The sequence below is a fragment of the Streptomyces sp. NPDC059002 genome, assembly GCF_042740435.1.
In the GTDB taxonomy this organism is placed as follows: domain Bacteria; phylum Actinomycetota; class Actinomycetes; order Streptomycetales; family Streptomycetaceae; genus Streptomyces.
Genome location: NZ_JBHYJI010000031.1, coordinates 19,790 through 44,045, shown reverse-complemented (window position 1 = coordinate 44,045; position 24,256 = coordinate 19,790). Strand labels below are relative to the sequence as shown.

Here is a 24,256-nt window from a genome sequence, read left to right as displayed (position 1 = left end):
CTGGCGCTCGCCCTCGGCACCCTCCAGTCGGTGGTGGAACCCGCGCTTCCGCTGCTGCAGCGCGAGCTGGGGGTCAGCCCCGCCGAAGGGGCACTGGTCGGCAACACACTGCTCGTCACCGGCGCGGTGATCGCCCCCGTCGCGGGCAAACTCGGCGACCGCCACGGCGGGAAGCGGGTCCTTGTCCTGCTGATGGCCGTCGTCTCGGCCGGTGGACTGCTGGCCGCCCTGGCCCCGAACCTGCCGGTGCTCCTTGCCGGCCAGGTGCTGCAGGGCGTCATGGTGGGCGCGCTGCCCCTCTCCTTCATCCTCGTGCGCAAACACCTCCCCGCGGGGGAGTCGCAGCTGGCGATCGGCCTCGTCATGGCGCTGTTCACGGGCGGCGGCATGGTGGGCACGCTGTTCGCCGGGCCGATCGCGGAAGGTCTTTCCTGGCACTGGATGTTCGCGCTGCCGACGATCGCGATCATCGTGACGACGGCGGTCGTGGCCCGGCTGATGCCGCATGATCCGCCGAGCACGCCGGAGGGCGGGGTCGACTGGCCCGGTGTGGTGCTGCTGAGCGGCACGCTGCTCGTGTTCATGCTCGGCCTCGTGAGGATCACGGGCGCCGGGCTGCCGCCCCTCGGGGCCGGTGCCCTCGCCCTGGTCGTGGCCGCCCTCGCGGCCGGATGGGTCGTCGTCGAACGCAGGGCGGCCTCGCCGATGGTCGACCTCCGCATGCTGGCGAAGCCCGCGATGTGGCACTCGTGCGTGCTCACCCTCGTCATCACCGCAAGCTTCGGGATGGTGGCCTTTCTGCTCCCGCAGCTGTTCGCGGTGCCGGCCGACGGATACGGCTTCGGGCTCGACACCACCGACATCGGACTGTTCCTGCTGCCCGGCGCCGTCGCGGGCGCGGTGAGCGATTCGGTCGGCGGGGTCGCGGCCCGGCGCTTCGGACTGCGTGCCGTGCTCGTCACGGGCGCCGTCGTCACCACGCTCACGATGACCGCGCTGGCGGCGCTGCACACCGCGGCATGGCAGCTCGCCCTGGCGAAGGCGCTCGCCGCGATCGCCGCGGGCATCGGCACCACGGCGCTGCTCACCCGCACCGCCACCGCCGTCGAGACGAAGGACACCGGCATCGCCACCGGGCTGCTCGTGGTGACCCGTGTGATCGGTGTCGCCCTGGGCGCCCAGAGCGGCGGCGCGATCCTCGACGCGGGCGCCGATCCGACGACCGGCCTGCCGGGCGAATCGTCCTTCGTCACGGGGTTCGCCGTCGCCGGTCTCGTCGCCGCGTCGGCACTGCTCGTCGTCCGCGTCACGAAGAAGGGAACGCAGTCATGACATCCGAGAAGCGCAGCGTACTGATCTCCGGGGCGAGCATCGCGGGACCCGCGCTCGCGTACTGGCTGCACCGGTCAGGATGGGCGGTCACCGTGGTGGAGAAGGCGGACGCCCTGCGCGACGGCGGATACCCGATCGACATCCGCGGCACCGCGATCGAGGTGGTGCGGCGGATGGGGATACTGCCGCGGCTGCGGGCCGCGCACGTCGACTCGCGCCGCTGCACCTTCCTCGACGCCGACGGCGGCCACGTGGCCTCGGTCAAGGCGCATGCCGTCGCCGGCAGCGTCGAGGGGCACGACATCGAGGTGCGCCGCGGGGATCTGGCCGCACAGCTCCACGCGACGGTCCGCGACGACGTGGAATTCCTGTTCGGCGACTCCATCGACACCCTCGACCAGTCGGCACACGGGGCCGACGTCACCTTCCGCAGCGGGCGACGGCGTACGTACGACCTGGTGGTCGGCGCCGACGGCATGCACTCGGGGACCCGGGAGTCCCTGTTCGGCCCCGAGGAACGGTTCCACCGCTACCTCGGCCACTGCTTCGCCGTCTTCACCATGCCGAACACCTTCGGGCTCTCCCACGAAATCATGATGTGGAACACCCCGGGGAGGGCCGCGGTCCTCTACGCCGTCGGCGACGACGACGAACTGCACGCCTTCCTGACCTTCCACCGGCCGCAACCGCCGTCGGCCGCCCTGCGGGACCCCGAAGCGCAGCGGGACCTCGTCGCCTCGGTCTTCGCGGGCGCGGGATGGGAGGTCCCCGGCATGCTCGCCGCGCTGCGCGACGCCGACGACCTGTTCCTCGACACGGCCGGTCAGATCCGCATGCCCCACTGGTCGAGCGGCCGCGTCGCGCTCGTCGGCGACGCCGCGTACGCGCCCTCGTTCCTCACCGGACAAGGCTCCAGCCTCGCGCTGGCCGGCGCCTACATGCTCGCCCACGCCCTGGCCACGCGGCCGGACCACACCGCGGCCTTCGCCGCCTACGAACGCGACGTCCGCGCGTACGTCACCATGAATCAGGCACTGGTCGACAACGGCGAGGTCACGCTCTTCCCCACCACGGCGCGGGCCCTCGAACGACGCAACAGCATGCTGCGCGACCTGGTCACGATGCCCTCCGCTCCGGCCCGACCGGCCCACTCGGCCCTCACACTGCCCGCACCGGCACCGGGCTACGACGGGTGGTCGGGGCCCGCCCGGGCCAGGCCCGTCCGGTAGGCGATGACGACGAGTTGAGCCCGGTCGCGGGCCGCCAGCTTCGTCATGGCGCGCTGCACATGGGCGCGCACGGTGAAGGGGCTGAGGAACGTCCGCTCGGCGATCTCCTGGTTGGAAAGGCCGGTCGCGACCAGGGCCACCATCTCGCGTTCGCGCGGGGTGAGTACGGCGAGCTGCTCATGGCCGTGCGACCGGGCGTCGTCCGGCGTGGCCAGGAACCGGGCGACCAGGGAGCGGGTCGCGGCGGGGGACAGCAGGGTGTCGCCGTCGGCGATCGTCCGCACGGCGTCGAGGAGGGCCTCGGCGCCGATTCCCTTGCCGATGAAGCCACTTGCCCCCGCGCGCAGCGCCTGGGCGACATACTCGTCCGTCTCGTACGTGGTGAGGATCAAGATGCGGCCGGACCGCAGTTCCGGGTCCGCGCAGATCTCCGACGTGGCGGTGAGGCCGTCCACCTCGGGCATGCGGATGTCCATGATCACCACGTCGGGGCGCAGCTCCCGGGTGAGCCGCACCGCCTCCCTGCCGTCGGCGGCCTCACCGACCACGGTGATGTCGTCGGCGGAATCGAGCAGCATCCGGAAGGCACCGCGCAGCAGGGCCTGATCGTCGGCGAGCAGCACGCGGAGCGTCATGAGGCATCCCTGTCCTTGGCGGGCGGGGGCGGCAGTTCGGTGTCTTCGGCGGGCTGGAGCGGCAGTTCGGCGTCCTTGGCGGGCGGCAGCGGCAGTTCGGCGCGGACGAGGAAGCCGCCGTCCGGGTGCCTGCCCGCGGAGAGGTGCCCCCCGACCGCGGTGGCGCGTTCCCGCATCCCGATCAGGCCGTAGCCGGGCGGGCGGTCCGACGCGGTGGGCGCGGTCCGTGCCGTACGGCCGGACCCTCCGTCGTCGGCGACGGAGACGGTCACGCGATCACGGTTCCATATGAGGCGCACCCGGGCGCTGCCCGTATCGGCGTGCTTGGTCACGTTGGTCAGGGCCTCCTGGACGATGCGGTAGGCGGTGAGGTCCACGCCCGGCGGCAGCGGCCGCGCCGTGCCCTCTTGGTGCAGCGACACCTCGAGGCCCGCGCGGCGGAAGGAATCGAGGAGCGTGGGAAGGCGGGAGAGTCCCGGTGCCGGTCCCGCGGGCGCGGCCGTGTCCCCGGACTGGCGCAACAGGCCGACCGTGGCCCGCAGTTCGTCGAGCGCGTGGCTGGTCGTCTCGACGAGTTCGTGCAGGCTCTTGCGGGTCTGCTCCGGGCGCGTGTCGAAGAGGTGGGCGGCGACCGAGGCCTGCGCGTTGGCCAGGGTGATCTGATGGGCCACCAGGTCGTGCAACTCCCGTGCGATGCGCACCCGTTCCTCGGCCACGCGCCGGAGCGCCTCGCTGTCCCGGCTCTGCTCGGCCCGCAGCGCCCGGTCCTCCATGGCCGCCAGATAGGCCCTCCGGTTGTGCACCGAGTGCCCCAGCACACCGGCCACCAGCGGGAACGCCGCCACCGCCCCCACCCGGCTCGCGTCCTTCCACGAGAGCGCCCCGAACAAGGGGGTGGCGGCGACGAGGAGGGCCGCGGAGATGAGCAACACCGCGCCCGCCGCGCGTCGTTCGTCGCGCGCGGTGACCGAGTAGGAGTAGGCGGCGAGCACGGCGGGGGCCACGACGAGGGGGCTCAGGAGGAGACCCAGGGGCGTCACGAGGACGCCGCTCGCGGTCGTGACCGCCATGGTCACCAGGGGCGCCCTGTGCCGCAACGGCAGCACGGCACAGGACGCCACGGCGATGACGTAGGCGGCCACGGACGGCGGCGACACCGCATCGCCGTCCGCCTGCAGTGTGCCGCCGAGCAGACAGAGCGCGAACGCCGTCGCCGTGACCGAGGCCTCCCGCCACCACGTCGCACGTGGTCGCGGGAGGCCGCTTCCTCGGTTCGTCATGGGCGGGCTCAGTGCCGGTGCCGGCCGACGGGCAGCGGCCGCGCCGCCGCGTCCGGCAGGGTCGTGCCAGGGCCGGTCGCGGGGGCCGGGACGCGCCCGCTCAGCCTCTCGCCCTCGATGTCCACGTTCGGCAGCACACGGCTCAGGATACGAGGCAGCCACCAGGCCCGGTGGCCGAGCAGGGCGAGCACCGCGGGCACGATCGCCATCCGGACCACGAAGGCGTCGAAGGCGACGGCGGCGGCCAGGCCGACGCCCATCGTCCGGATCGTCGGGCTGCTCATCCCGATGAACCCGGCGAACACACTGATCATGATGATCGCCGCCGCGGCCACCACACGTCCGCTGTGCCGGAAACCGCTGACGACCGCCTCGCCGGGGGACGCGCCATGGACGTAGGACTCCCGCATCCGCGTGAGCAGGAAGACCTCGTAATCCATCGCGAGCCCGAACACGATGCCGATCACGAGGATCGGCATCAGCGACATCACGGGCCCGGTCCGCTCGATGCCGAGCAGGTCCGCCGCCCAGCCCCACTGGAAGACGGCGACGAGCACACCGAAGGCGGCACCCACCGACAGCAGGAAGCCGAGCGCGGCCTTGACCGGGACGAGGACCGAGCGGAAGACCACTGTCAGGAGGAGCACCGCGAGGCCGATGACCACGGTCAGATACGGGATGAGCGCGTCGGACATGGCTTCGGAGATGTCGATGTTCATCGCGGTGGTGCCGGTCACCAGGATGCCCGCGCCCGTGTCGGCCTCGACCCCGGCGACCGCGCCGCGGATCACGTGCACCAGGTCCTTGGTCTCGGCGCTGTTCGGCGCGGTCTTCGGGACGGCGGTCAGGACGGCCGTGTCCTTGGCCTTGCTGAGCACCGGATCACCGACCGAGACGACCCCGTCCACTCCGCGTACGGCCTGGGCGACCAGGTCGGTGGTGGCCCGGGTGTCCCCGGACACCGACGTGTCCACCACCACGGTCAACGGGCCGTTGAAGCCGGGGCCGAAGCCCTCCGACAGCAGGTCGTAGGCGCGGCGCTGGGTGGTCTCCACCGACTTGGACTCGTCCCCGGGCAGCCCGAGTTCGAGGCTCAGCGCAGGCAGGGCGACGGCGCCGAGCCCCAGCCCGGCGACCAGCAGCACGGCCACGGGGCGGCGCAGCACGAACCGGGCCCAGCGGGTGGCGAGTCGGGGACGACCGGGGGAGGGGAGCACCGGATGCGGGTACTCCGCAGTGGGCACCGCGTGCGGGCGCTCGCCTCCCGGCCGGGCGGCCTTGCGTACGGCACGCGACAGCACCCTTCCCCAAGCTCTCGGCTTCGCTCGAGCAGGGGACACCCCATTCCCGAAGAAGCCGAACAACGCGGGTACGAGGGTCAGCGCGACGAGCACGGCAAGAGCCACCGCGCCCGCGCCGCCCATGCCCATCTTCGTGAGTTCGGGGATGCCGACGACCCCGAGGCCGACCAGCGCGATGAAGACGGTCGCACCGGCGAAGACGACGGCCGATCCGGCCGTGCCCACCGCCCGCCCCGCGGCCTCCTCCGGCGCATGGCCCCGGGCGCGTTCGTCGCGGAAGCGGGAGGTGATGAAGAGCGCGTAGTCGATGCCGACCGCGAGGCCCAGCATCAGCGCCAGGACGGCGACGGTGGACGTCAGGCCGAGCGGCACGGCGAGCGCGGAGACCAGGCCGAAGGCGATGGCCACGCCCACGAAGGCGGTCAGCAGCGCAAGACCGGCCGCGACCAGCGACCCGAGCGCGACGACGAGCACCACCGCGGCCACCGCGACGCCGATGATCTCCGTCGTACCGCCCGGCTCCTCCTCCGCGTCCAGGGCCGAGCCGCCGATCTCCACGGTGAGACCCGCGTCCCTGGCCTGGCTCGCGGCACCTTCGAGAACGGTCTTCGTCGGCCCGGTCAGGTCGACGGCGTCCGCGGTGTAGGTGACCGTGGAGTACGCGATGGTGCCGTCCTCGCTGACGGCGCCGCTCTCATAGGGGTCGGTGGTCGACGCGACCTGACCGCCCCGGTCCAGCAGACCGAGCGCGCCCTCGACGGCCGCCCTGTTCTCCCTGGCCGTCACCCGCTGCCCGTCCGGGGCCCGGAACACCAAACGGGCCTCGGCGCCTTGGGAGTTGCTCTGCGGGAAGCGCTCGTCCAGCAGGTCGAACGCCTGCTGTGACTCGGTGCCGGGCATGGAGAGGTCCTCTTCCTCCGCCGACGGCGCCACGGCGGCGGCGCCGACCGCGAGCACCAGGCCCCCCAGCCACAGGCCCAGCACGAGCCGCCGCCGCCGGAAGGCCCACCGCCCGATCCGGTAAAGAAAAGCCGCCACCTGTCGATCACTCCAGACACCGCTAGGCAAGGGGAACGCGCGTACTGCACGCGCCTCCCACACTCGCCGCGCCCGCCCCCACCGGGCATCGTCCCCGCCCGCCGTCTTCCCCTGGTGCCCCGGGACCAGGCCGTCAGGTGTGCTGGTGCCTACGCACTAGGGGGTTCTCGCCGGTGCGCGTGGTGGTTCGTCGGGCGGGGGCGGGCCTGCCGAGCCGTCCGGTTAAAGTCATCAATCGGATTCCGCACAGCGGATCGCACCACATCACGACAGACCGCACAGACCCTTGCACATCGAGAGGTATCCCGTGGCCACGGCGAGCACAACCGCGCGGGCGGTGTCGGCGCCGGCGCCGGCGCGCGGCCCACGCCGTACGACCGTGCCCCGCGCGCCCCTTCGGGCCCTGGTCTCGCCCGCCCTGTGGAGCGGCTGCGCCCACCTGGCCACCGACGCGCTGGCCGCGCTGGCCGGGCTCGGCGTCCTGCTGACGTTGCTGCTCGGCGTCTGCCTGATACCGCTCGGCCTCGTCGGGGTGCCGTTGGTCGCAGCGGCGGGCTGGGCGCTGTACCCGCTGGTGACCGCCGAGCGCGCCCGGTACGCCGCGACCTGCGGCATGGACATCCCCGCGCCGCCGCGCCCCGCACTGTCGTACCGCGCCCCGCTGCGCTCCATGCGGGTGCTGGCGCGCAGCCGCTACATCTGGCGCCAACTCGCCTACTTCGCCGCCCTGTTGCCGCTGTCCCTGGTCACCGGCCTCGGTGTCGCCCTTGCCTGGGCCGTACCGCTCACGCTTCTCGCCCTGCCCGCCTACTACGGCCATCTCGCCCAAGGGCAGGCTGCGTTGGGGCCGCTGACGGTGGACAGTACCGGTACCGCGCTCCTGGTGGCGGCCGCGGCCTTGCCGCTCGGCGCCTTCGTCTCCCCGCTCGTGGCACGTGCGCTGATCGCGGTGGACGTGGCCCTGGCGCGGACCTTGCTCGCGCCGCCCCGGGACGTGGAACTGACCCGGCGGGTCGAGCAGTTGACCACGAGCCGGGAACGCCTCGTGGCGGCCGTCGAGGCCGAGCGACGGCGCATCGAGCGCGATCTGCACGACGGTGCGCAGCAGCGCCTGGTGGCCGTGACGATGACGCTGGGGCGTGCGGTGTCCCGGCTGCGCAAGTCGGGCGACGACAGCACGCGCACGATCGTCGAGCAGGCCCGCAAGGACGCCCGCGAGGCGATCGCCGAACTGCGCGACCTGGCCCGCGGACTGCACCCCCCGGTGCTCACCGACCGCGGCCTCGGCGCGGCGCTCACCGCCGTGGCCGCCCGCTCCCCGGTGCCCGTCACCGTCGACGCGGCGGCCGAGCCCCGGCCCCCGGCCGCCGTCGAGGCGGTGGCGTACTTCGTGGTGGCCGAGGCGCTGACCAACGTCGCCAAGCACGCCGGGGCGAGCCGGGCCTGGGTGGTGGTCCGGCGGGACGGCGACCGCCTCGCCGTGACGGTCGGCGACGACGGGGGCGGCGGCGCGGATCCGGCGGCGGGGAGCGGTCTCGCGGGTCTCGCGGGCCGCGTTGCGGCGGTCGACGGCAGCCTGCGGGTGACGAGCCCGCCCGGTGGGCCGACGGTGATCGAAGTGGAGTTGCGATGCGCGTAGGCGCGGGTGGGGCATGGGTGGCATGCGGGTAGTGATCGCGGAGGACTCCGCTCTGCTGCGGCGGGGCATGGTCCTGCTCCTCACCGAGGAGGGCATCGAGGTGGCCGCCGCCGTCGAGGACGGCGAGGCGCTGCTGCGCGCCGTGGAGGAACACCGGCCGGACGTGTGCGTCGTGGACGTGCGGATGCCGCCGACGTTCCTGGACGAGGGGCTGCGCGCGGCGCTCGCCATTCGCCGGACATGGCCGGACGTCGGGGTGCTCGTGCTCTCCCAGTACGTCGAGGAGCGCTACGCCTACGACCTCGTCGGCGCCGAGACCAGCGGTGTCGGCTACCTCCTCAAGGACCGGGTCTCCGACGTCGACGACTTCGTCGAGGCGCTGGCGAAGGTCGACGCCGGGCAGACGGTCCTCGACCCCGAGGTCGTCAAGCAACTGCTGACCCACAGCCGCCGCCGGGATCCGCTGGCCTCGCTGACCGCCCGCGAGCTGGAGGTGCTGGCCCTGATGGCCGAGGGCGGCTCCAACGCGGACATCGCCGGGTCCCTGACGATCAGTCACAGTGCGGTCGGCAAGCACATCAACAACATCTTCGCCAAGCTCGAACTGCCCCAGGGGGCGGACGGCGGTCACCGGCGGGTGCTCGCGGTGCTGCGGTATCTGGGGGCCTGAGATCCGTATGTCCGAGGTCCGTACGCCGCCGCGACGCCGGAACCGGTGGATCGTCGGCGGCGGCCTTGCCGTGCTGGCCCTGACGGTCGCCGCCGGCTGCCTGGGAGTGGTCACGCTCCTCTCGGCCGCCCGTACGTACTCCCACTTCCTGCGGGCGGACGCGGCGGACCGCACCCGCCTCACGGTCGAGGCCACAGGAACCAGCGTCTTCCTGAGTCCCGGCACCGACTCCGACGTACGCGTCGAGGCCATCGGCAGCTACACCGGGACCGAGCCCGCGGTCGCGATCGGAGCCGACGGCGACACCGTGGCCGTGACCGCCGTCTGCCGGGGCGACTGCTCCCTGCGGCTGCGCGTCACCGTGCCCGCGGGGCTCGCCGCGCGGGTCGGTTCGGGCACCGGCGCGATCGAGGCGCGCGGGCTCGGCGGCCCGCTCGACCTGCGCACCACCACGGGCACCATCGGCGTCACGGGCTCGGGCGGACCGCTGACCTTGCGCAGCGGTTCGGGCAGCGTCACCGTCTCCGACAGCCGCTCGTCGCGCGTGTCCCTGATCTCCGGATCCGGCGGCGTACGGGCCGACTTCGCGGCGTCGCCGCACCGCCTCGACGTGGTCACGGGCGACGGGGGTGTGGACCTCACCCTGCCGAAGAGCACCGACTACGCGGTCGACGCGCACAGCGAGGGCACGACCACGCCGCTGATCAGTCTGCCGGTGAAGAGCAGTGCCACGCATGCGGTGAGGGTGCGGACCGACAACGGCGGCATCCGGATCCACTGACGTACTGACGTACCGAGGGCCCCGACTCGGGGGCGCCTCGGGGTATGGCTGGCACCACCCCAAGACTGAACCGCAGTTCATTGCCCGCACCTGCCCCGAGAAGATCCACTTGTCTGCATGTGCACCACATCCTTGGCCGTCGAACTGCGCGCCGTCCGCAAGACCTACTCCTCCGGCCCCGAGCCCGTCGTGGGCCTCGACGCGGTGAGCCTCGGTTTCTCCGCCGGAGTGTTCACCGCGATCATGGGTCCGTCCGGTTCGGGCAAGTCGACGCTGTTGCGTGCGGCGGCGGGCCTTGAAGGCGTCGACGGCGGGCAGGTCCTCGTGGACGGCACCGAACTGGGCGGCCTGAAGGACCGGGAACTGACCGTCCTGCGCCGGGAGAAGATCGGCTTCGTCTTCCAGTCCTTCAACCTCCTGCCGTCACTGACGGCAGCTCAGAACGTGGCACTGCCGTTGAAGCTGGCGGGTCGGCGGCCACGCAGGGCAGAGGTGGCGGCGGCGCTCGCCGCGGTGGGTCTCGACGGGCGGTCCGGGCACCGGCCGGATGAGCTGTCGGGCGGACAGCAGCAACGGATCGCCGTCGCACGGGCGTTGATCAGCCGCCCCTCGGTCGTCCTGGCGGACGAGCCGACGGGCGCACTGGACACCAGGAGCGGCCGCGAGGTTCTGACACTGCTGCGTGATCTGGCTGACGGCTGCGGGGGTTCGGGTGCGGGCGGTTGCGGGTGTTCGGTCGGGGATGGTTGCGGGCGTGCGGTCGTGATGGTCACCCATGACCCGGTCGCCGCCTCGTATGCCGACCGGGTCGTCTTCCTCGTGGACGGCCGGATCGCCGGTGTCCTCGACCACCCGACGGCCGAGCGGACCGCCGCCCGGATGACGAGCCTGGAGGCCCTGGCGTGCTGAGCGTTGCCCTGTCGACTCTGCGGGTGCGTTGGGTCTCGTTCGTCGGCACCTTTGTCGCGCTGACCTTCGGCGTCGGTTTGATGGCCACCGCGATCCCGGTGATCGCCGCGACCGGTGGCGTCGCGGACGCCGCGCGGCAGCGGTACTCCGAGGCGCCGGTGGTCGTCGTGCCGCACGCCACCGTCGACGTCGCCGACAAGAACGGCCGGACTCAGAGCACCGCGCTGCCCCAACAGCCGGGCCTGGGTGCCGACTTGGTGGCCGCAGTTGCCCGCACGGGCAAGGTCGTCGCGGACCACTCCTTCTCCGCGCAGCTGGCCGGTGGCCCCAAGGACCAGGTCGGGCGCGGCTGGTCGGCGCACGCGGCGGGCGGCTACCGCCTCGCCGCGGGCCGGGCGCCCGCCGAGGACGGCGAGGTCGTCATCGGCGGGGGAGCCGCCTCGCTGATCGGCCGCAGCCTCCCGCTGACGACGGCCGCGGGCCCTCGGAAGGTCACGGTCACCGGCGTCACCGACGTGGCCCCCTTCGAGCACGCCGTCTTCTTCACCGACGCCGAGGCCGCCCGCCTCTCCCCGGCCGTCGACGCGCTGGCCGCGTACGGTCCTGCCGACGCCGTCCGGAAGGCCGTGGCCGCCGTGCCCGGCGCCGAGGCCGCGGTCCTCACCGGCAAGGACCGCGCGCACGCCGACCCGCACCACGCCGCGCTGCTCGCCGAGATGGACGGCGTCAGCACTCCGCTGGGCCTGGCCGCGGGAGTCGCCGGATTTGTCGCGGTCTTCGTTGTTGCCGGTACGTTCGCGCTGTCCGTCGCCCAACGCCGCCGCGAGCTGGCCCTGTTGCGCCTGGTCGGCTCCACCCGCCGCCAACTGCGCCGCCTGATCTGCTGCGAGGCCGTTCTCGTCGGCCTGCTGGCCTCGGCCGCGGGCTGCGCGCTCGGCCTTGCGGGGGTGCCGCTGTGCCGTGCGTGGCTGGTCGGCCACGGCATCGTCAGCGACGGCTTCACCGCCCCGGTCACCTGGCGCGCGCTGCTCGCCGCCGCGGGGATCGGCATGGTCACCGCCATGGCCGGGGTGGCCGTCTCCGCCGTACGGGCCGGGCTCGTCAGCCCCGGCGACGCGCTGCGCGAGGCGGCCGTGGAGCGTCGGCCGCGCGCGGGCCTGGTCCTCCGCTGGGTGGCCGGCGGGACCGCCCTGACCGCCGGTGTCGTGGCGGTCACCGGAACCGCCGCGATCCAGCCCCAGGCCGGGGCGAACGCGGCGGCCTCCGCCTCGGTGGTCCTGGTGATCGTTGCCGCCTGCACCACCCTGGCCGGGGTCCTCGCGGGCCCCTTGGTCCGCCTCCTGACCGCGCTGCCTCTGGCGCTGTCCGCCCGCCGCGACCCGGACGCCGCCGAGCCGGGCGGGGTGGTGTGGACGACGGCGCGGCAGAGCGCGCTGACGGCCTTCCGTCGTACGTCCGCCACGACCACGCCCGTCGTGATCGTCATCGCCCTTGCGGGCTGCCTGCTCGGCACCCTCGACACCATCAACGCCGCCCAGGTCAGCGGCGTACGCAAGCAACTGTCCCGTACCGACTACGTCGTTTCCCCCGCAGGTACGCCCGGTCTCAGCGAGGCCGTCGTACGCCGCGTCCGCTCCGTGCCCGGCACCACGACGCTGGTCACCACCCCGACCACGGTGCTCGCCGCCCGCGGCCCCAGGCCCGCCGTCGCCCGCAACGCCGCCGCCGTCGACCCGGCCGCCCTCGCCACCGTGGCCGCCCTCAAGGTCGACAGCGGCTCGCTCACCGACCTGGGCCCCGACTCGGTGGTCGTCAGCGCCTCTTGGCCCGGATCCCCCGCCACCGGCGACCGCATCAAGCTCTGGCTGGCGGACGGCACCCCCAAGAACCTGACCGTAGCCGCCGTCCTGGCCCCCGACCACAACAGCGTCCGCGCCTACCTGGACGCCTCCCTCACCCCCCACTTCGGCACCACCCTGGCGAGCCGGGCCGACGTCCGCCTCGCCCCCGGCACCGACCGCGAACACACCGCCGAGGCCCTGCGGACCGCCGTACACGGCCTGGGCGCCAAGATCAGCACCCCCGACGAGGTATCGGCCGCCGCGACCGACGCCAACACCGAGGCCTCCCGCAACGGCATACTGATGATCCTCGGCCTCTCCGTCCTCTACGCCCTGACAGCCCTGGCCAACACCTTGCTGATGACCACCACCGACCGCCGCCGCGAACTGACCCTGCTGCGCCTCGCCGGCGCCACCAAGACCCAGGTCCTGCGGTCAGTGGCCACCGAAACCCTGCTGTGCGTCGCCGCAGGCACCCTGCTCGGCACCTTCGCCACCGCCCTCAGCATCACCGGCTCCTGGTCCGCCCTCCACCAACTGGTCGGCCCCACACCCGCGATGGTGCCCTGGAACACCCTCACCGAGCTGCTCACGGCATGCACGGCGATCGCACTGGCCGCGACACTCACCCCCACGGCACTGGCGCTGCGGGGCGGGAAATCCGGGTGAGGCCTCCAGCCAGTCCCGCCTCTTGAAGATGAAGTACAGACTCACGCACACCGCTGCCATCAGCAGAATCGCGAACGGATCGTGGCCATCTACCCGGGCGGGGCGTTGCTGAAGGTCTTCGCGGCCGCCGACGGCCCCGATGCCCCGCCCGAGGACCCGGCGCCTCGCAAAGCCCTCCACGCCAAGCGTCATGCAGACGGGCGTGCCGCAAGCCCGTACGACGCGGAGGCGAAGGCGGAGGCCGTGCGCGCCAGGATGTTGGCACTTGCGGACGACCTGCGCGCCTTCCCGCCGGTGATCGTGCCGCCGCAGAGGTGGGCGAGGAATCCGGCGGCCGTCTGGGAGCATCCGGCGTTGTGGACGCAGACGAACAGCACCGAGGGCTTGGCGAGGTCAGACATGGATGGAGCCTTCCGGTACGTCGGTGGATTCGGCAGCCGGGACCGCGGGTTGGGGGAACCAACGGCGGGCGGCGAGTGCCACGTACACGAGTCCGATGAGGACGGGGAACTCGATGAGGGGGCCGACGACTCCTGCGAGGGCCTGGCAGCGGCCGGCTTCACGGACATAGCCCCTCCATCCCCCCCACCCCCACCCACGCCGTCGCGGACAGCATGCACGCCGCGATCCGTGCCACCAGGCCCACTGCGGCTCCGCAAGCCCCGGACGGACGCCGCCTGTAAAGAATGCACATTCGGTCAATCCCGGATGTGAAGCGACGAAACTGGCCACATCCCTACCTGTCTGTTTGCCGACTGGCAGCTCGACGGCAGCATGGTCAGGCACTTGAACGGCGCGCTGCGGAGTGAGATCGCGGGGGTGTTGGTGAATCAAGCATGGCCACCGTCGACCTTTCTCGGCCGGTTGCGGACCGCGTCACGGGAAGAACTCCTGGGCCAGGGAACCCCGATCACGTATCCGACGCATCGCGCTCTGCTGCAACAGGGAGACGAGAGCCGTCACGTTCTATTGATCACGAGTGGTGTCGTGAAGGTTGTCGCCAGCGCTGAGAGCGGCTACGACATGCTGCTCGCCGTACGGATAGCGGGTGACCTAGTCGGTGAGATGGCGGCCTTTGAGGAGCGCCCCAGGTCCGGCACTGTGATCGCGTGCAGTGACGTGACCGCGAGGATCATCCCGATGCGGACGCTGGAGGCATTCCTCGGCCGCCACCCGGACGCCACGCGGGCCATCCTCCACATGCTGTGCGCCCGGCTGCGCTGGGCCAACCGGCGCCGGGTCGACTTCCAGGCGTACGACTCGCTGACCCGACTGGCCCGGGTACTCGCCGAGTTGTGTCAGGCGTACGCGCAGCCCGCACTCGACAGCGATGGCAAGCGGTGTGACCTCGGCGTGACACTGACGCAGAAGGAACTTGCCTCACTGGCCGGCCTGAAGCTGAACACGGCAGAAAAGAACCTGGCTGTGCTGACAGCTCATGGCTTGGTGGAGCGTCATTACCGAAACATAACCATCTGTGACGTTCCGAAGTTGCTTGAATTCGCCAAAGTCTTTGCTGACAACCCGTACTGATACGGGATCACTTCGCGCTCCCTCTCCTAGCCTCTCGGGCAGTACTTCGTGGGCAGTGTCTGCCCATCGCCTGCCCAGAGAGGAAATGATCGGGTGGCTGCGTGGCCTGACTTCTATCCCTGCACCTGCATAGCCGTGGACGCACAGGCGTACGGAAGCAATAACGACCGTAGGCAGTCGGAAATCCAGCACGATCTGCCGCGGCTTCTCGACCGTGCCGCCAGGCGCGCCGGCCTGGACCGCCAGCAGTGGCAGATCCAGCGCAAGGGCGACGAGCAACTGGCCGTGCGGCCCCTCGACGGCAAGGAACCGCGCCTGGTCGACGACTACGTCCGCCATCTCGTCGGGGAGTTGGGCGACTACAACGCCCAGCGCGTTCCCGAGGCCCGTATGCGACTGCGGGCCGTCATCCACCAGGGGCTGGTGGAACTGGCCGACAACGGCTTTGCCGGTACGGCCGTGGTGGCCACGGCACGCCTGCTGAACTCGGATCCGCTCTACGGCGCCCTGGCCACACACCCGGAGTCCGACCTGGCGCTGCTGCTGTCCGACGAGGTCTTCCGGTCCACCGTGGCGGGCGGTCACACGACCCTGTCCACCGGCGATTTCCGCCGCGTCACTGTGCGGGTGAAGGAGTTCGAGGCCACGGCCTGGCTGCACGTGCCCGCGCTCGGTGCGCCGACCGTCGCCTCACACGAGCCCGGGGCCGCGGAGGAGGGGGAGTCCGTGGCGGACCGGACGGAACCGGCCGCCGCGGGCGGGGCCGGCAGCGGGGCGCGGATCAGCAACGAGTACCGGGCCGACAACGTCAACGTCACCAATGTCGCGGGCCCTGTGGACGCCAGGGGTGCTGTCTTCGGCTTCGGGAGTGTTGGTGGCTGACGACGAGCCCCTGGACGACATGGCGGTCGTACCACCTGTATCCGCACCCGACGAGGACGTCATGTCGCCCGCACCGGAGGACACCGACGGGGCCCCGGAAGCGGGTGAGGAGGCCCAAGACCCGGGTGTTGGACCGGACGTGCCCCTCGAAGGGTGCAAGGAGTCGGATCAACGCGAGGAGGACGAACGGGGCTACGGCGAGCTGCGCCGCGTCCATCAACTCGTCAACAACAACTTCTACGGCGGCGTCGATGCCTCCGGGGCGGCGTTCGGCTTCGGCGCCGCGCCGTCCGTCGGTCTGGCACCCGGCACCATCGAGCCCGAGGAGGCGGACCGGGCCCTGCGGTTCTATTACCCGCCGCAGCCCTGCTTCGACGAGGCGCTGTGCAAACTGAGCACGGACGCCCTCGTGGTGCTGACCGGCGAGGACCACTGCGGCCGTGGCGCAAGCTCCCTCGCCCTGATCAGGGAGGTCCTGGGCAAGGAGGCCAGGCTGCGCAGCCTGTCGCCCGCCAACGCCCTGGCCGAGCTTGCGGGGTCGCGTGACTTGAAGCCAGGGCAGGGGTACGTGATCCTCGACTACGTCGGCGAGCTGCATGTCGAGTCCGTGCAGGCGTACGCGATCGGACGGCTGAGCGAGGAGCTCCGCCGCAAAGGGTCGTATCTGGTGATCACGGCGGGTGGTACGACCCGTCGGCGGCTGGCGCTGCGGGACCACTGTGTGCCGTGGCGGGCCCCGGACCCCGTGGAGCTGTTCGAGCACTGCCGGGAACAGCTGCCGCACCCCTCTCTGGAACCCGACACCGAGAAGGAGCTGCTGGAGCGGGTCGGCGAACAGCGGCGGCCCACGGACGTCGTAGCTGCGGCTGTGGTCCTGTCCAGGGAAGGAGCGCAGAAGGCACTGGACAACCTGCGGGACACCCACCAGGAGCTGGTTCAGGAGCTGTTCCGCAAGCAGCCGTCCGCGGCCGACCTGATTCCGCTCGCGGCCCTGGCCTTTCTCGAGGGCATCCCGGAGCGGACGTTCGAGAAGGAGTGCGCCGCCCTCACCACCCACATCCACAACTGGGAGCAGAGCGGCGAAACACCGGTGGCGGAGCGGGGCGACGAGGCCGCGGGGACCCTGCGCGGTGCGGTCGACCAGCAGTCGCGGGCCCGGTGGAGGGAACGGGCGGTGGGGCTCGTGACGGCCGAGCACCGGGCCGAGCCGGATCGGAGTGCCGGGCGCAGCGAGCGCCGTCTGGTGTTCACCACGCCGCGCGTCCGTGAGCTCCTCATCAAGGAACTGCATGACCTGTACGGCTACGAACTCTGGTACCCACTGCGCCAGTGGCTGGGAGAGCTGGCCCTGTTGGGCGACCTGGCCACTCGTACGCAGGTGGCCCGTGGTGTTGCGCTCCTGGCCCGACACGCGCTCGTCGAGGTCGACGAGAACATGTTGAAGGTGTGGTCCGACGGGCTCGCCAGCCAGCGGGTGACCGCCGCGCTGACGCTGCAGTTCATGTGTGACGACGAGCATCTCGCGCCGCAGGCCCTGAACATCGCGCTGAGCTGGACGGACAACAGCGGGCAGGGCCGTGCGGTGACGGCGGCCATGGCGCTCACGGGCCGTCTGGGATCCCTCTACCGCCTGGACGCGCTCAAGTTGCTCTGGTTCCTGACGCAGCGTGGGGAGCGGATCGCCTTCGCTGCCCACCGCTCCATGGTCCTGCTGCTCCAGACCTCCGAACAGGAGACGGAACGCGCTCTGATCATCCTGCGGTTCATGCGGACCGTGATCGCCAGGACGGCTCCGGGATCCCGAGAGCGGTCGATCGCGCTGCGCACCGCCGTACAACTCCTTGAAGCAGCCCGGTTGGAGACTCCTGAAGCGCTCACCTCGGCACTCCTGCGCAACGTCCCAGACAGCGCCCGCCACCTCGGGTCCCTGTGGGCGGATGTCCTGCACAGCGGCAACCGCAGCCGGGCGGTCAGCGCGCTGTGCCGGACGCTGGTGCAGCTACGTGACGACCCATCCGTCACCGGCGCCGTACACGAACTCGGCGAGGCCATGTGCAACGCCATGAGCGGACGCCAGTGGGCCGCGCTGCGTCGCCACCTGTCCATTGCTTTGAAGCATCCCGACTATGCGCTCCCCGGCGCTCACCAACTGGCGCAGGTGCTCCTCGGATCACTCCGCGGACGACTGCTGACGGACCCGCGGGGCGCCGCCTCACCCCTCATGCCCACCCCTCACTTCACTCCCGCTCAAGGAGGCAGAAGCAAGTGAACTACCCGGTCATCGCCGAGCACATACTGGCCACCGTCCAAGGCACCTGGTGGTCTCGGCGCCGCCAGCGCGACGACATGCCACAGCTACCGCCCGGCGCGGTCTACGTCTTCAGGGTCGGCGGCAACTACCGCACCTTCCCCGAGGGCATGGTGTTCGACTCGTCACACCCGGACGTGCTCGACGCCTCCTCGGTCAGCCTGGTCGACACCCGCGCGCGCCTGGTCGAGGTGGAACGCACACTCCCGTCGGTGAGCGAGGCGGACAACTTCACGGTGCGGGCGTCCTTCACCTGCCAGGTGACTGATCCGACCGTCATCGCCCGGCAGGGCACCATCGACGTCACCGTCCCGTTGCGCGCCTACCTGATGGGAGACGGAGACCTGCCGCGGGCGAGCGCCGGGCACCGCGTGGAGGAGGTCAACGCGGTACGGACCGAGGTCAGTCATCGCATGACCGCGTACAGCGCCATCGTGCCGCCGCGGGTGGCCGGCATGAGCGTGGAGTTCGTCAGCGCCGAGGTGCACGCGTCGGACGACCTGCGCGACTGGGAGCAGACACTGCGCGACGAGCGGCGCTCCTGGGAACTCCGGCGGGGACAGCGGGACTTCGAGACCCAGGACGCGCGTCGCATCGCGGAACTGCTCTCCCAAGGCTCCGACCACGTGGACGCCCTCGGCATCGCCAGGGAGGAGATCGACGTCACTGAGGCAGCGGCCCGTATCCATCGGAATGCCGAGGGGGAGTCGGCCCGCCGTCACGCGGCTGAGACGTCGAACCGCGCCCACGCCCAGTCGCGGGAGACGGCGGAGACGCAGATGCGCCGCGACATGCTGCTGACGCTGCTCCGGCAGATGGGCGGCAGCGAGTACGTCGACTATCACCAAGTACTGGAACAGGTCCTTCGGGAGACGGGCGGCGGCCAGGCTGCATCCGGCCTCGATGCCGCTGCTGACGCCGCCCGCATGGTCGAGTCGGGACCGGCGAGCCCTCGTCACACGGAGGCGGGCCGCGGCGGCTTGCGTGACCCGCAGGGCGGCTTCGTCAGGGACGAGGACGATCTCATTGGCTGACGTCTCGACGAACCCTGTGATGGCCTCCGGTGCGGGGGAGGACCAAGGCGCTGACGATGTTGTCGCGCATACTGCGCACGGTCGGCCAACAGCCCGCACCACCGGTGACGGCCCCCTTGCCCGTGCTGCCCACCGTCCCTTCGGCTTCGACGCCGCACGACGGCTGCGCACGCTGACCGGCGTCGACGAGGAGCTCCTTGACAGGGTCAGGTATGAGCGGAGCAAGTACACGGCCCTCGGCGGGGTGGTGCTCGGCACCTCCGTCATCGCGGCGTTCTCCATGTGGAACTTCGCGATCGAGGCGCTTGGCAGGGTCTCTTTCCTGGCCGTCGTCCCGACGGGCATCTGGATGCTGTTCGTGCTCAACCTCGACCGCTGGCTGGTCACTCCGCAACCCAATGCGCGGCGACGGGTCGGTCCCCTCCTCATGCGCCTGCTGATCGCCCTGATGCTCGGCGCGGTGATCGCTGAGCCCCTGGTGTTGCGCATCTTCCAGACTGCCATTGAGGAACGCGTCGCTGACGAACGTACGGATGAGATCGACCAGTTGCGCGCGAACCTGGTGCGCTGCAACCCGGTACCGTCCACGATGCGAGCCGTCATCCCGGAGGGGTGTGAGCGGACGTACGTCCTGTCCTTCAGTAAGACGCCCGGTGAACGCGCCGAGGAACTGGCCACCCTGCGCTCGGACGCAGCCGCGTTGCAGAAGCGAGTGGACCAGGACAGCACCAGGCTGGAATCCATCGACTCCGAGGTGCGCGGCGAGTGCCGTCGGCTGATCCGCATGGCCTCCACCGGTTTGTATCAGCGGACTTCCGAGTGCCTGCGCCTGCGTGAGAAGGCACGGGACTATCGGACGACCCACCGTACCGACGAGAACGAGCAACGGCTGGCCCGCATGAACAGCCGTATCTCAACGATCGAGACCAAGCAGACTGCGTCACGCGGCGCTTTCCTCAAGGCCCGGGCCGATGGTGTCGAGCGGCGTCTGAAAGAAGAGCGCGCCAAGCAGAAGGAGATCGGGGTCCTGGAGCGGATGCGGGCGCTTGAACAACTGGCCACCGGAAATCCGGTGTTGTTCGTGGGTATCTGGCTGGTCCGTCTGCTGTTCATCCTTCTCGACATACTCCCCGTGCTGGTGAAGTACCTGAGTGGCGAGTCCGCTTACGACCGGATGCTCACCACCGCCAGCAACAGCGGGGTCAAGGTCCACGACGCCGAGGTCCGGCTCACCGAGTACCGGGCCATGGCGGACATCGAGATTGCCCAGGACGCCATCGAACAGGAGGTCCGGCGGCACCGCGCCGAGTCGGAGGCGGCACTCCGGGAACACACAGCAGCGATGAACATCCGGGTGCGGCAGGCGGTGAACGCGCTGGAGGACGAGATCCGCCGCCAGTCGACGGTCTGACGCAGCTGCCTGCACCAGAACACAGCATCACGGCCGCCCCGCACACCGGGGCGGCCGCCTGACATCGATGCAACGGAGGCGGTGGCATGACCACACCTGGAGGCGACGGCGGTACGGTGCCGGATGCTGACACGACAGCCGACTGCGGCGCGGAACTCGCCAGGGTCCTGCTGGCCGAGGCTCGCGAGGAGGTCATGAAGGCTGACAGCAAGGCCGGCCTCGTGCTGGCGTTCCTGGGGGCGGCACTGGCCGCCCTGCTCAGTGCGATCGCAGGCGGCGTGATCGCCCCACGCCAGTACGCCGTCGTTCCGCAGGTCCTTCTCTGGGCGGGCTGCGCTGCCTGTGTACCGGCACTCGTCCTGCTGGGTCTTGCCGTGACCCCGCGGATCGGGCGTCCCTACTGCTGCCGCACCCACTACTTCGGCGACGCGCGGCTCGCGACGACGATCGCGCACTTGGAGCGGGGGGTCCGTCGGACCGACCTCACGTCCCGGAACCTGAGCCAATTGGCGACCGTGTCCCAGATCGCCTGGACCAAATACCGCTGCATACGCCACGCACTGGCCTGGACCGCAGTCTTCTTCGCACTGTCGCTGCTGGGCATGGTGCTGGGGGCGTCGACTTAGAGGCACCACGGCCCCCTACAACCACTCAGGGGCATCCTTCCCGGTCACGGCACTAGCGGATGTGGCCTGGGATCGCCACGCTCGAAGCCGAATACGCGCCGCGCTACGCCCGCCAGATCCTGACCACACTCTCGAACATCCTCGAGATGGCCATCGACGACAAGCGCCTCGTGCGCAACCCGACGCGCGCCAAGTCGGTGCGCTGGCCGAAGGTGCCGGAGGACCAGTGGGAGGCATGGCCGCTGGAGACCGCGCAGCGCATGCGGGACGCGATCAAAGCGCGCTACCGCATCGCGGTCGCGGTCGCCTTCGGGTGCGGGCTGCGACAGGGAGAGGTCTTCGTCCTCTCCCCGGAGGACGTCGACTTCCAGCGTGGCGTCATCCGCGTGCGCAGACAGGTCCAACTACTCAACGTTCGCTTGTACTTCGCCCTGCCCAAGGGCGGGATGACGCGCATCGTCGACATGCCTGGGTCGGTCGCGGACGAGCTGGCATCGCACTTCCTGCGGTACCCGGCCGTCGAGGTCGAACTGCCGTGGAGCGGGCCCGAGCCGGATAGGGAGAAGCGGACGTTCCCGCTCGCCCTGACGACGACGTACGGCAACGTGCTGCGGGCCAACATCTTCAACGACGAGGTCTGGGAGCCCGCACTCGCGATGCGGTAGAAGAAGCGGCGCTGGAAGGCATTCCGCAAGGACGGCTTCCACGTGCTCCGGCACACCTTCGCCTCGATCATCCTCGAAGCGGGCGAGTCCGTCGTCACCCAGGCTCGATGGCTCGGCCACTCCAGCCCGGCCATCACTCTCGAGCACTACGCCCACTTAATGCCGGAGGCGGGCAGTAAGGGACGTGCGGCCGTCGACGCCTTGCTCGGTGTGGTGCCTGAGTACGTTCCGGAGAATCTCGCCAGCGCGTAAGGGAAGGGAACGGGTGGCACAGCGTCTGCTGTGCGTTTTGCTGCGCGGAATCATTGGCGGCCCGCTGGGGTCACTCCGTGAGGCTTTTGCGGCGCACACGCAGGGAGTAGGTCTTCCTTCCTCCGGGTCGGCCGCTGCTGCCCCAGCCGCCGCTTGTGGCCACGTCCCACCCTCGCTGCTCCTTCATCTGGGCGGCGAAGGCGCGGCGATCGTTGATCTCGCAGCCGCAGTTGAGCGAGACTCTGATGCCGATGTAGGGACTCCGGGGGTTGTCGTTCCCGTAGGAATCCTTCTTCCACTGCACGTCGTGGACGTGCTCCTTGAGACCGGTGCGCTCCTCGTCGTGCTTGATTCCATGGGCCTTCGCGTACTCGTCCAGGTCGTCGATCACGAACAAGTGGCTCGACCACTCGCCGGGCCAGACTGCGAACAGGCGGGACTGGCCAGCGACGGCGCGATCGTACGCGGCGCGGTCGTCCCCATGTGTCACCGTTCCGTCCTCGTGGACCTCGATGTAGCACGTCGTACGTGCGGTGTAGGGGAAGTCCTTCCCTGCCTCAGCGGCGCTCCTCGGTTCCAACCGGTCCTCCCGGTGTACGCGGTTCCATGTGGCCGTTCAGTCAACACTCACCGTGACGGCTCACGTAGGGCAGTCGGCGGAAGTTGGCTGGGCGAGGCGTGCGGAATGGCTGGCGATGCGGACGGCGCCCTGCTCCCCAGCGCCGCCTATTCGCCCCAGGGAGCTCGGCGGAGCCCTCGGGGGCATGTGCGCGCATGAAGTTGATCAAGTCTCTCGGTTCCCCGCTACAGCCAGTCCCGCCTCTTGAAGATGAAGTACAGACTCACGCACACCGCCGCCATCAGCAGAATCGCGAACGGATACCCGGCAGCCCACTTGAGCTCGGGCATCGTCTCGAAGTTCATCCCGTAGATCGTTCCCACCAGCGTGGGAGCAAACAGAATCGCCGCCCAGGAGGAGATCTTCTTGATCTCCTCGTTCTGCTCGAAGCCCGCCTCCGCGAGCGCCCGCATCTCCGCGTTCTGCTGCTGGGTGACCAGGGTCGCGTTGACCGTGAGGATGTCGGTGAGGGCCTGGCGGAAGCCGTCGACGCGTTCGCTGGTGTGGGTGACGTGGTCGGCGACGTCGCGGAGGTAGCGCTGGAGTTCCTCGTCGGTGCCGTACTTGGCGAAGCCTGCCATCAGGGCGTGCAGCATGCCGACCAGGGGTCGGGTGGCGCGTTGGAACTCGACCATTTCGCGGGAGAGTTCGTAGATGCGGCGGGAGACCTCGGGGTCGCCGGAGAAGACTTCGGTCTCGATCTCGTCGATGTCGTTCTGGACGCCGGAGACGACCGGGGCGTAGCCGTCGACGACCGCGTCGAGGATCGCGTACAGGACGGCCTCGGGGCCGAGTTTGAGGAGGTCGGGGGTCTCTTCCATGCGGCGGCGGACCGCCGAGAGGTCGGGGGCCGCGCCGTGCCGGACCGTGATGACGAAGTCGGGGCCCACGAAGACGTGCAGCTCACCGAAGTCGACCTCCTCGGGGGCGTCGAGGTAGCGGGCGGCGCGCAGGACGACGAAGAGGGTCTCGCCGTAGCGCTCCAGCTTCGGGCGCTGGTGGGCCTCCATGGCGTCCTCGACGGCCAGTTCGTGGAGGTCGAACTCGGCGGCCAGGGAGAGGAGTTCGGCCTCCGTCGGGCGGGCGAGGCCGATCCACGCCATGCCGTCGGGCTGGTCGCGGAGTTCGCGGAAGGTGTCCGCGAGCGAGGCGGGCGTGGCGACCCGGACGCCGTCGCGGTACAGGGCCGCCTGCACCACGCTGTCCGCGTCCGCCCGCTCCGTGGCCGCCGGGCGGTCGGACGCGGCGGGCCGGGTGTCCTTCGGCGGCGGGGCGGCCGGCGGTGTCGCCCGCCGCCATGCGTGCTTCCTCGCGGTCGCTGCGGGACGGGCTCGGCGTTCCGCCATGCTGGGCGCCTCCCATGTCGAACGTTTGTCTAAAGGTCTCGGAGCAGGATATACGTCTCAAAAGACGCGGACGTGGCGACATCGCGGATACGTTGCGGACAGTAGGTGACCGCAAGGGCCGTTAGCGTGCGCGGCATGACGAAGAGCGCGCCGAGTACGGCCAAGGCGAACGTGAAGGCGAAGGCGATCAAGGCCGCGACGGCCGCGACGGCCGCGACGGCCGCGACGGCCGCGACGGCCGCGACGGCCGCGACGG

General features: G+C 70.9%; 20 protein-coding genes and 2 pseudogenes. 15 read left to right on the top strand and 7 right to left on the bottom strand.

Annotation, left to right across the window (positions count from 1 at the left end):
* Both ACFWZ2_RS25780 and ACFWZ2_RS25775 read left to right on the top strand, forming a co-directional pair.
* Entirely contained in the window at nt 1-1,332 is a 1,332-nt protein-coding gene (locus ACFWZ2_RS25780; RefSeq protein ID WP_384549573.1) for an MFS transporter, read from the top strand.
* Nucleotides 1,329-2,561, top strand: coding sequence for an FAD-dependent monooxygenase (locus ACFWZ2_RS25775; protein WP_384549469.1), 1,233 nt, complete (start codon nt 1,329-1,331; stop codon nt 2,559-2,561). Before ACFWZ2_RS25780 ends, ACFWZ2_RS25775 begins: the two co-directional genes overlap by 4 nt.
* Here ACFWZ2_RS25775 and ACFWZ2_RS25770 read toward each other — a convergent pair.
* From ACFWZ2_RS25770 to ACFWZ2_RS25760, 3 genes are read right to left on the bottom strand one after another with little or no spacing between them, the layout of a single operon-like run.
* Nucleotides 2,516-3,196: a response regulator gene (locus tag ACFWZ2_RS25770; protein WP_384549467.1), complete on the bottom strand. Its 681-nt coding sequence runs from the start codon at nt 3,194-3,196 to the stop codon at nt 2,516-2,518. The genes ACFWZ2_RS25775 and ACFWZ2_RS25770 overlap by 46 nt on opposite strands.
* Entirely contained in the window at nt 3,193-4,476 is a 1,284-nt protein-coding gene (locus tag ACFWZ2_RS25765) for a sensor histidine kinase (RefSeq protein WP_384549465.1), read from the bottom strand. Before ACFWZ2_RS25765 ends, ACFWZ2_RS25770 begins: the two co-directional genes overlap by 4 nt.
* Nucleotides 4,477-4,484: 8 nt before the next feature.
* Nucleotides 4,485-6,815 (bottom strand): MMPL family transporter, encoded by a 2,331-nt coding sequence (locus ACFWZ2_RS25760; RefSeq protein WP_384549462.1) that lies wholly within the window; start codon nt 6,813-6,815, stop codon nt 4,485-4,487.
* A 379-nt stretch (nt 6,816-7,194) separates the two neighbouring features.
* Between ACFWZ2_RS25760 and ACFWZ2_RS25755 the strand changes: the two genes are divergently transcribed.
* The 5 genes from ACFWZ2_RS25755 to ACFWZ2_RS25735 all read left to right on the top strand — a co-directional run bounded on the left by ACFWZ2_RS25755 (nt 7,195) and on the right by ACFWZ2_RS25735 (nt 13,324).
* Nucleotides 7,195-8,454, top strand: coding sequence for a sensor domain-containing protein (locus ACFWZ2_RS25755; protein WP_384549460.1), 1,260 nt, complete (start codon nt 7,195-7,197; stop codon nt 8,452-8,454).
* 22 nt (nt 8,455-8,476) lie between these two features.
* Entirely contained in the window at nt 8,477-9,124 is a 648-nt protein-coding gene (locus ACFWZ2_RS25750) for a response regulator (protein WP_384549458.1), read from the top strand.
* A 7-nt stretch (nt 9,125-9,131) separates the two neighbouring features.
* A complete protein-coding gene (locus ACFWZ2_RS25745; RefSeq protein WP_384549456.1) occupies nt 9,132-9,905 on the top strand; it encodes a DUF4097 family beta strand repeat-containing protein in 774 nt (257 codons plus the stop codon).
* A gap of 117 nt (nt 9,906-10,022) precedes the next feature.
* Nucleotides 10,023-10,814, top strand: a complete 792-nt coding sequence (locus tag ACFWZ2_RS25740; protein ID WP_384549454.1) for an ABC transporter ATP-binding protein — start codon at nt 10,023-10,025, stop codon at nt 10,812-10,814.
* Nucleotides 10,808-13,324, top strand: a complete 2,517-nt coding sequence (locus ACFWZ2_RS25735) for an FtsX-like permease family protein (protein WP_384549452.1) — start codon at nt 10,808-10,810, stop codon at nt 13,322-13,324. The genes ACFWZ2_RS25740 and ACFWZ2_RS25735 overlap by 7 nt, the downstream gene beginning before the upstream one ends.
* Before the next feature lie 301 nt (nt 13,325-13,625).
* Here ACFWZ2_RS25735 and ACFWZ2_RS25730 read toward each other — a convergent pair.
* Together ACFWZ2_RS25730 and ACFWZ2_RS25725 are read right to left on the bottom strand one after the other, a co-directional pair.
* A pseudogene (locus ACFWZ2_RS25730) lies at nt 13,626-13,725 on the bottom strand (phosphotyrosine protein phosphatase); the annotation flags it as partial.
* A pseudogene (locus ACFWZ2_RS25725) lies at nt 13,718-13,870 on the bottom strand (arsenical-resistance protein); the annotation flags it as partial. The pseudogenes ACFWZ2_RS25730 and ACFWZ2_RS25725, both read right to left, overlap by 8 nt.
* A 240-nt stretch (nt 13,871-14,110) precedes the next feature.
* Between ACFWZ2_RS25725 and ACFWZ2_RS25720 the strand changes: the two are divergent.
* From ACFWZ2_RS25720 to ACFWZ2_RS25685, 8 genes are all read left to right on the top strand, one after another.
* A complete protein-coding gene (locus ACFWZ2_RS25720; protein WP_384549450.1) occupies nt 14,111-14,857 on the top strand; it encodes a Crp/Fnr family transcriptional regulator in 747 nt (248 codons plus the stop codon).
* A 93-nt stretch (nt 14,858-14,950) separates the two neighbouring features.
* Nucleotides 14,951-15,739 (top strand): hypothetical protein, encoded by a 789-nt coding sequence (locus ACFWZ2_RS25715; protein WP_384549448.1) that lies wholly within the window; start codon nt 14,951-14,953, stop codon nt 15,737-15,739.
* Nucleotides 15,732-18,008, top strand: a complete 2,277-nt coding sequence (locus ACFWZ2_RS25710; RefSeq protein WP_384549446.1) for a hypothetical protein — start codon at nt 15,732-15,734, stop codon at nt 18,006-18,008. The genes ACFWZ2_RS25715 and ACFWZ2_RS25710 overlap by 8 nt, the downstream gene beginning before the upstream one ends.
* Nucleotides 18,005-19,081, top strand: coding sequence for a hypothetical protein (locus ACFWZ2_RS25705; RefSeq protein WP_384549444.1), 1,077 nt, complete (start codon nt 18,005-18,007; stop codon nt 19,079-19,081). The genes ACFWZ2_RS25710 and ACFWZ2_RS25705 overlap by 4 nt, the downstream gene beginning before the upstream one ends.
* On the top strand, nt 19,074-20,492 hold the full coding sequence (locus ACFWZ2_RS25700) for a DUF4407 domain-containing protein (RefSeq protein ID WP_384549442.1): 1,419 nt from the start codon (nt 19,074-19,076) through the stop codon (nt 20,490-20,492). The genes ACFWZ2_RS25705 and ACFWZ2_RS25700 overlap by 8 nt, the downstream gene beginning before the upstream one ends.
* Before the next feature lie 86 nt (nt 20,493-20,578).
* Nucleotides 20,579-21,118, top strand: a complete 540-nt coding sequence (locus ACFWZ2_RS25695) for a Pycsar system effector family protein (RefSeq protein ID WP_384549440.1) — start codon at nt 20,579-20,581, stop codon at nt 21,116-21,118.
* A 59-nt stretch (nt 21,119-21,177) separates the two neighbouring features.
* Nucleotides 21,178-21,783 carry a tyrosine recombinase XerC gene (gene xerC / locus ACFWZ2_RS25690; RefSeq protein WP_384549438.1) on the top strand — a complete coding sequence of 202 codons (606 nt, stop codon included), beginning with the start codon at nt 21,178-21,180 and terminating at the stop codon, nt 21,781-21,783.
* 42 nt (nt 21,784-21,825) lie between these two features.
* Nucleotides 21,826-22,035 carry an integrase gene (locus ACFWZ2_RS25685; protein ID WP_384549436.1) on the top strand — a complete coding sequence of 70 codons (210 nt, stop codon included), beginning with the start codon at nt 21,826-21,828 and terminating at the stop codon, nt 22,033-22,035.
* 70 nt (nt 22,036-22,105) lie between these two features.
* Here the strand turns inward: ACFWZ2_RS25685 and ACFWZ2_RS25680 are convergent, their stop codons facing one another.
* Nucleotides 22,106-22,615: a hypothetical protein gene (locus ACFWZ2_RS25680; RefSeq protein ID WP_384549434.1), complete on the bottom strand. Its 510-nt coding sequence runs from the start codon at nt 22,613-22,615 to the stop codon at nt 22,106-22,108.
* 224 nt (nt 22,616-22,839) lie between these two features.
* Nucleotides 22,840-24,000, bottom strand: a complete 1,161-nt coding sequence (locus ACFWZ2_RS25675; RefSeq protein ID WP_384549432.1) for a magnesium and cobalt transport protein CorA — start codon at nt 23,998-24,000, stop codon at nt 22,840-22,842.
* Nucleotides 24,001-24,256: the final 256 nt, after the last annotated feature.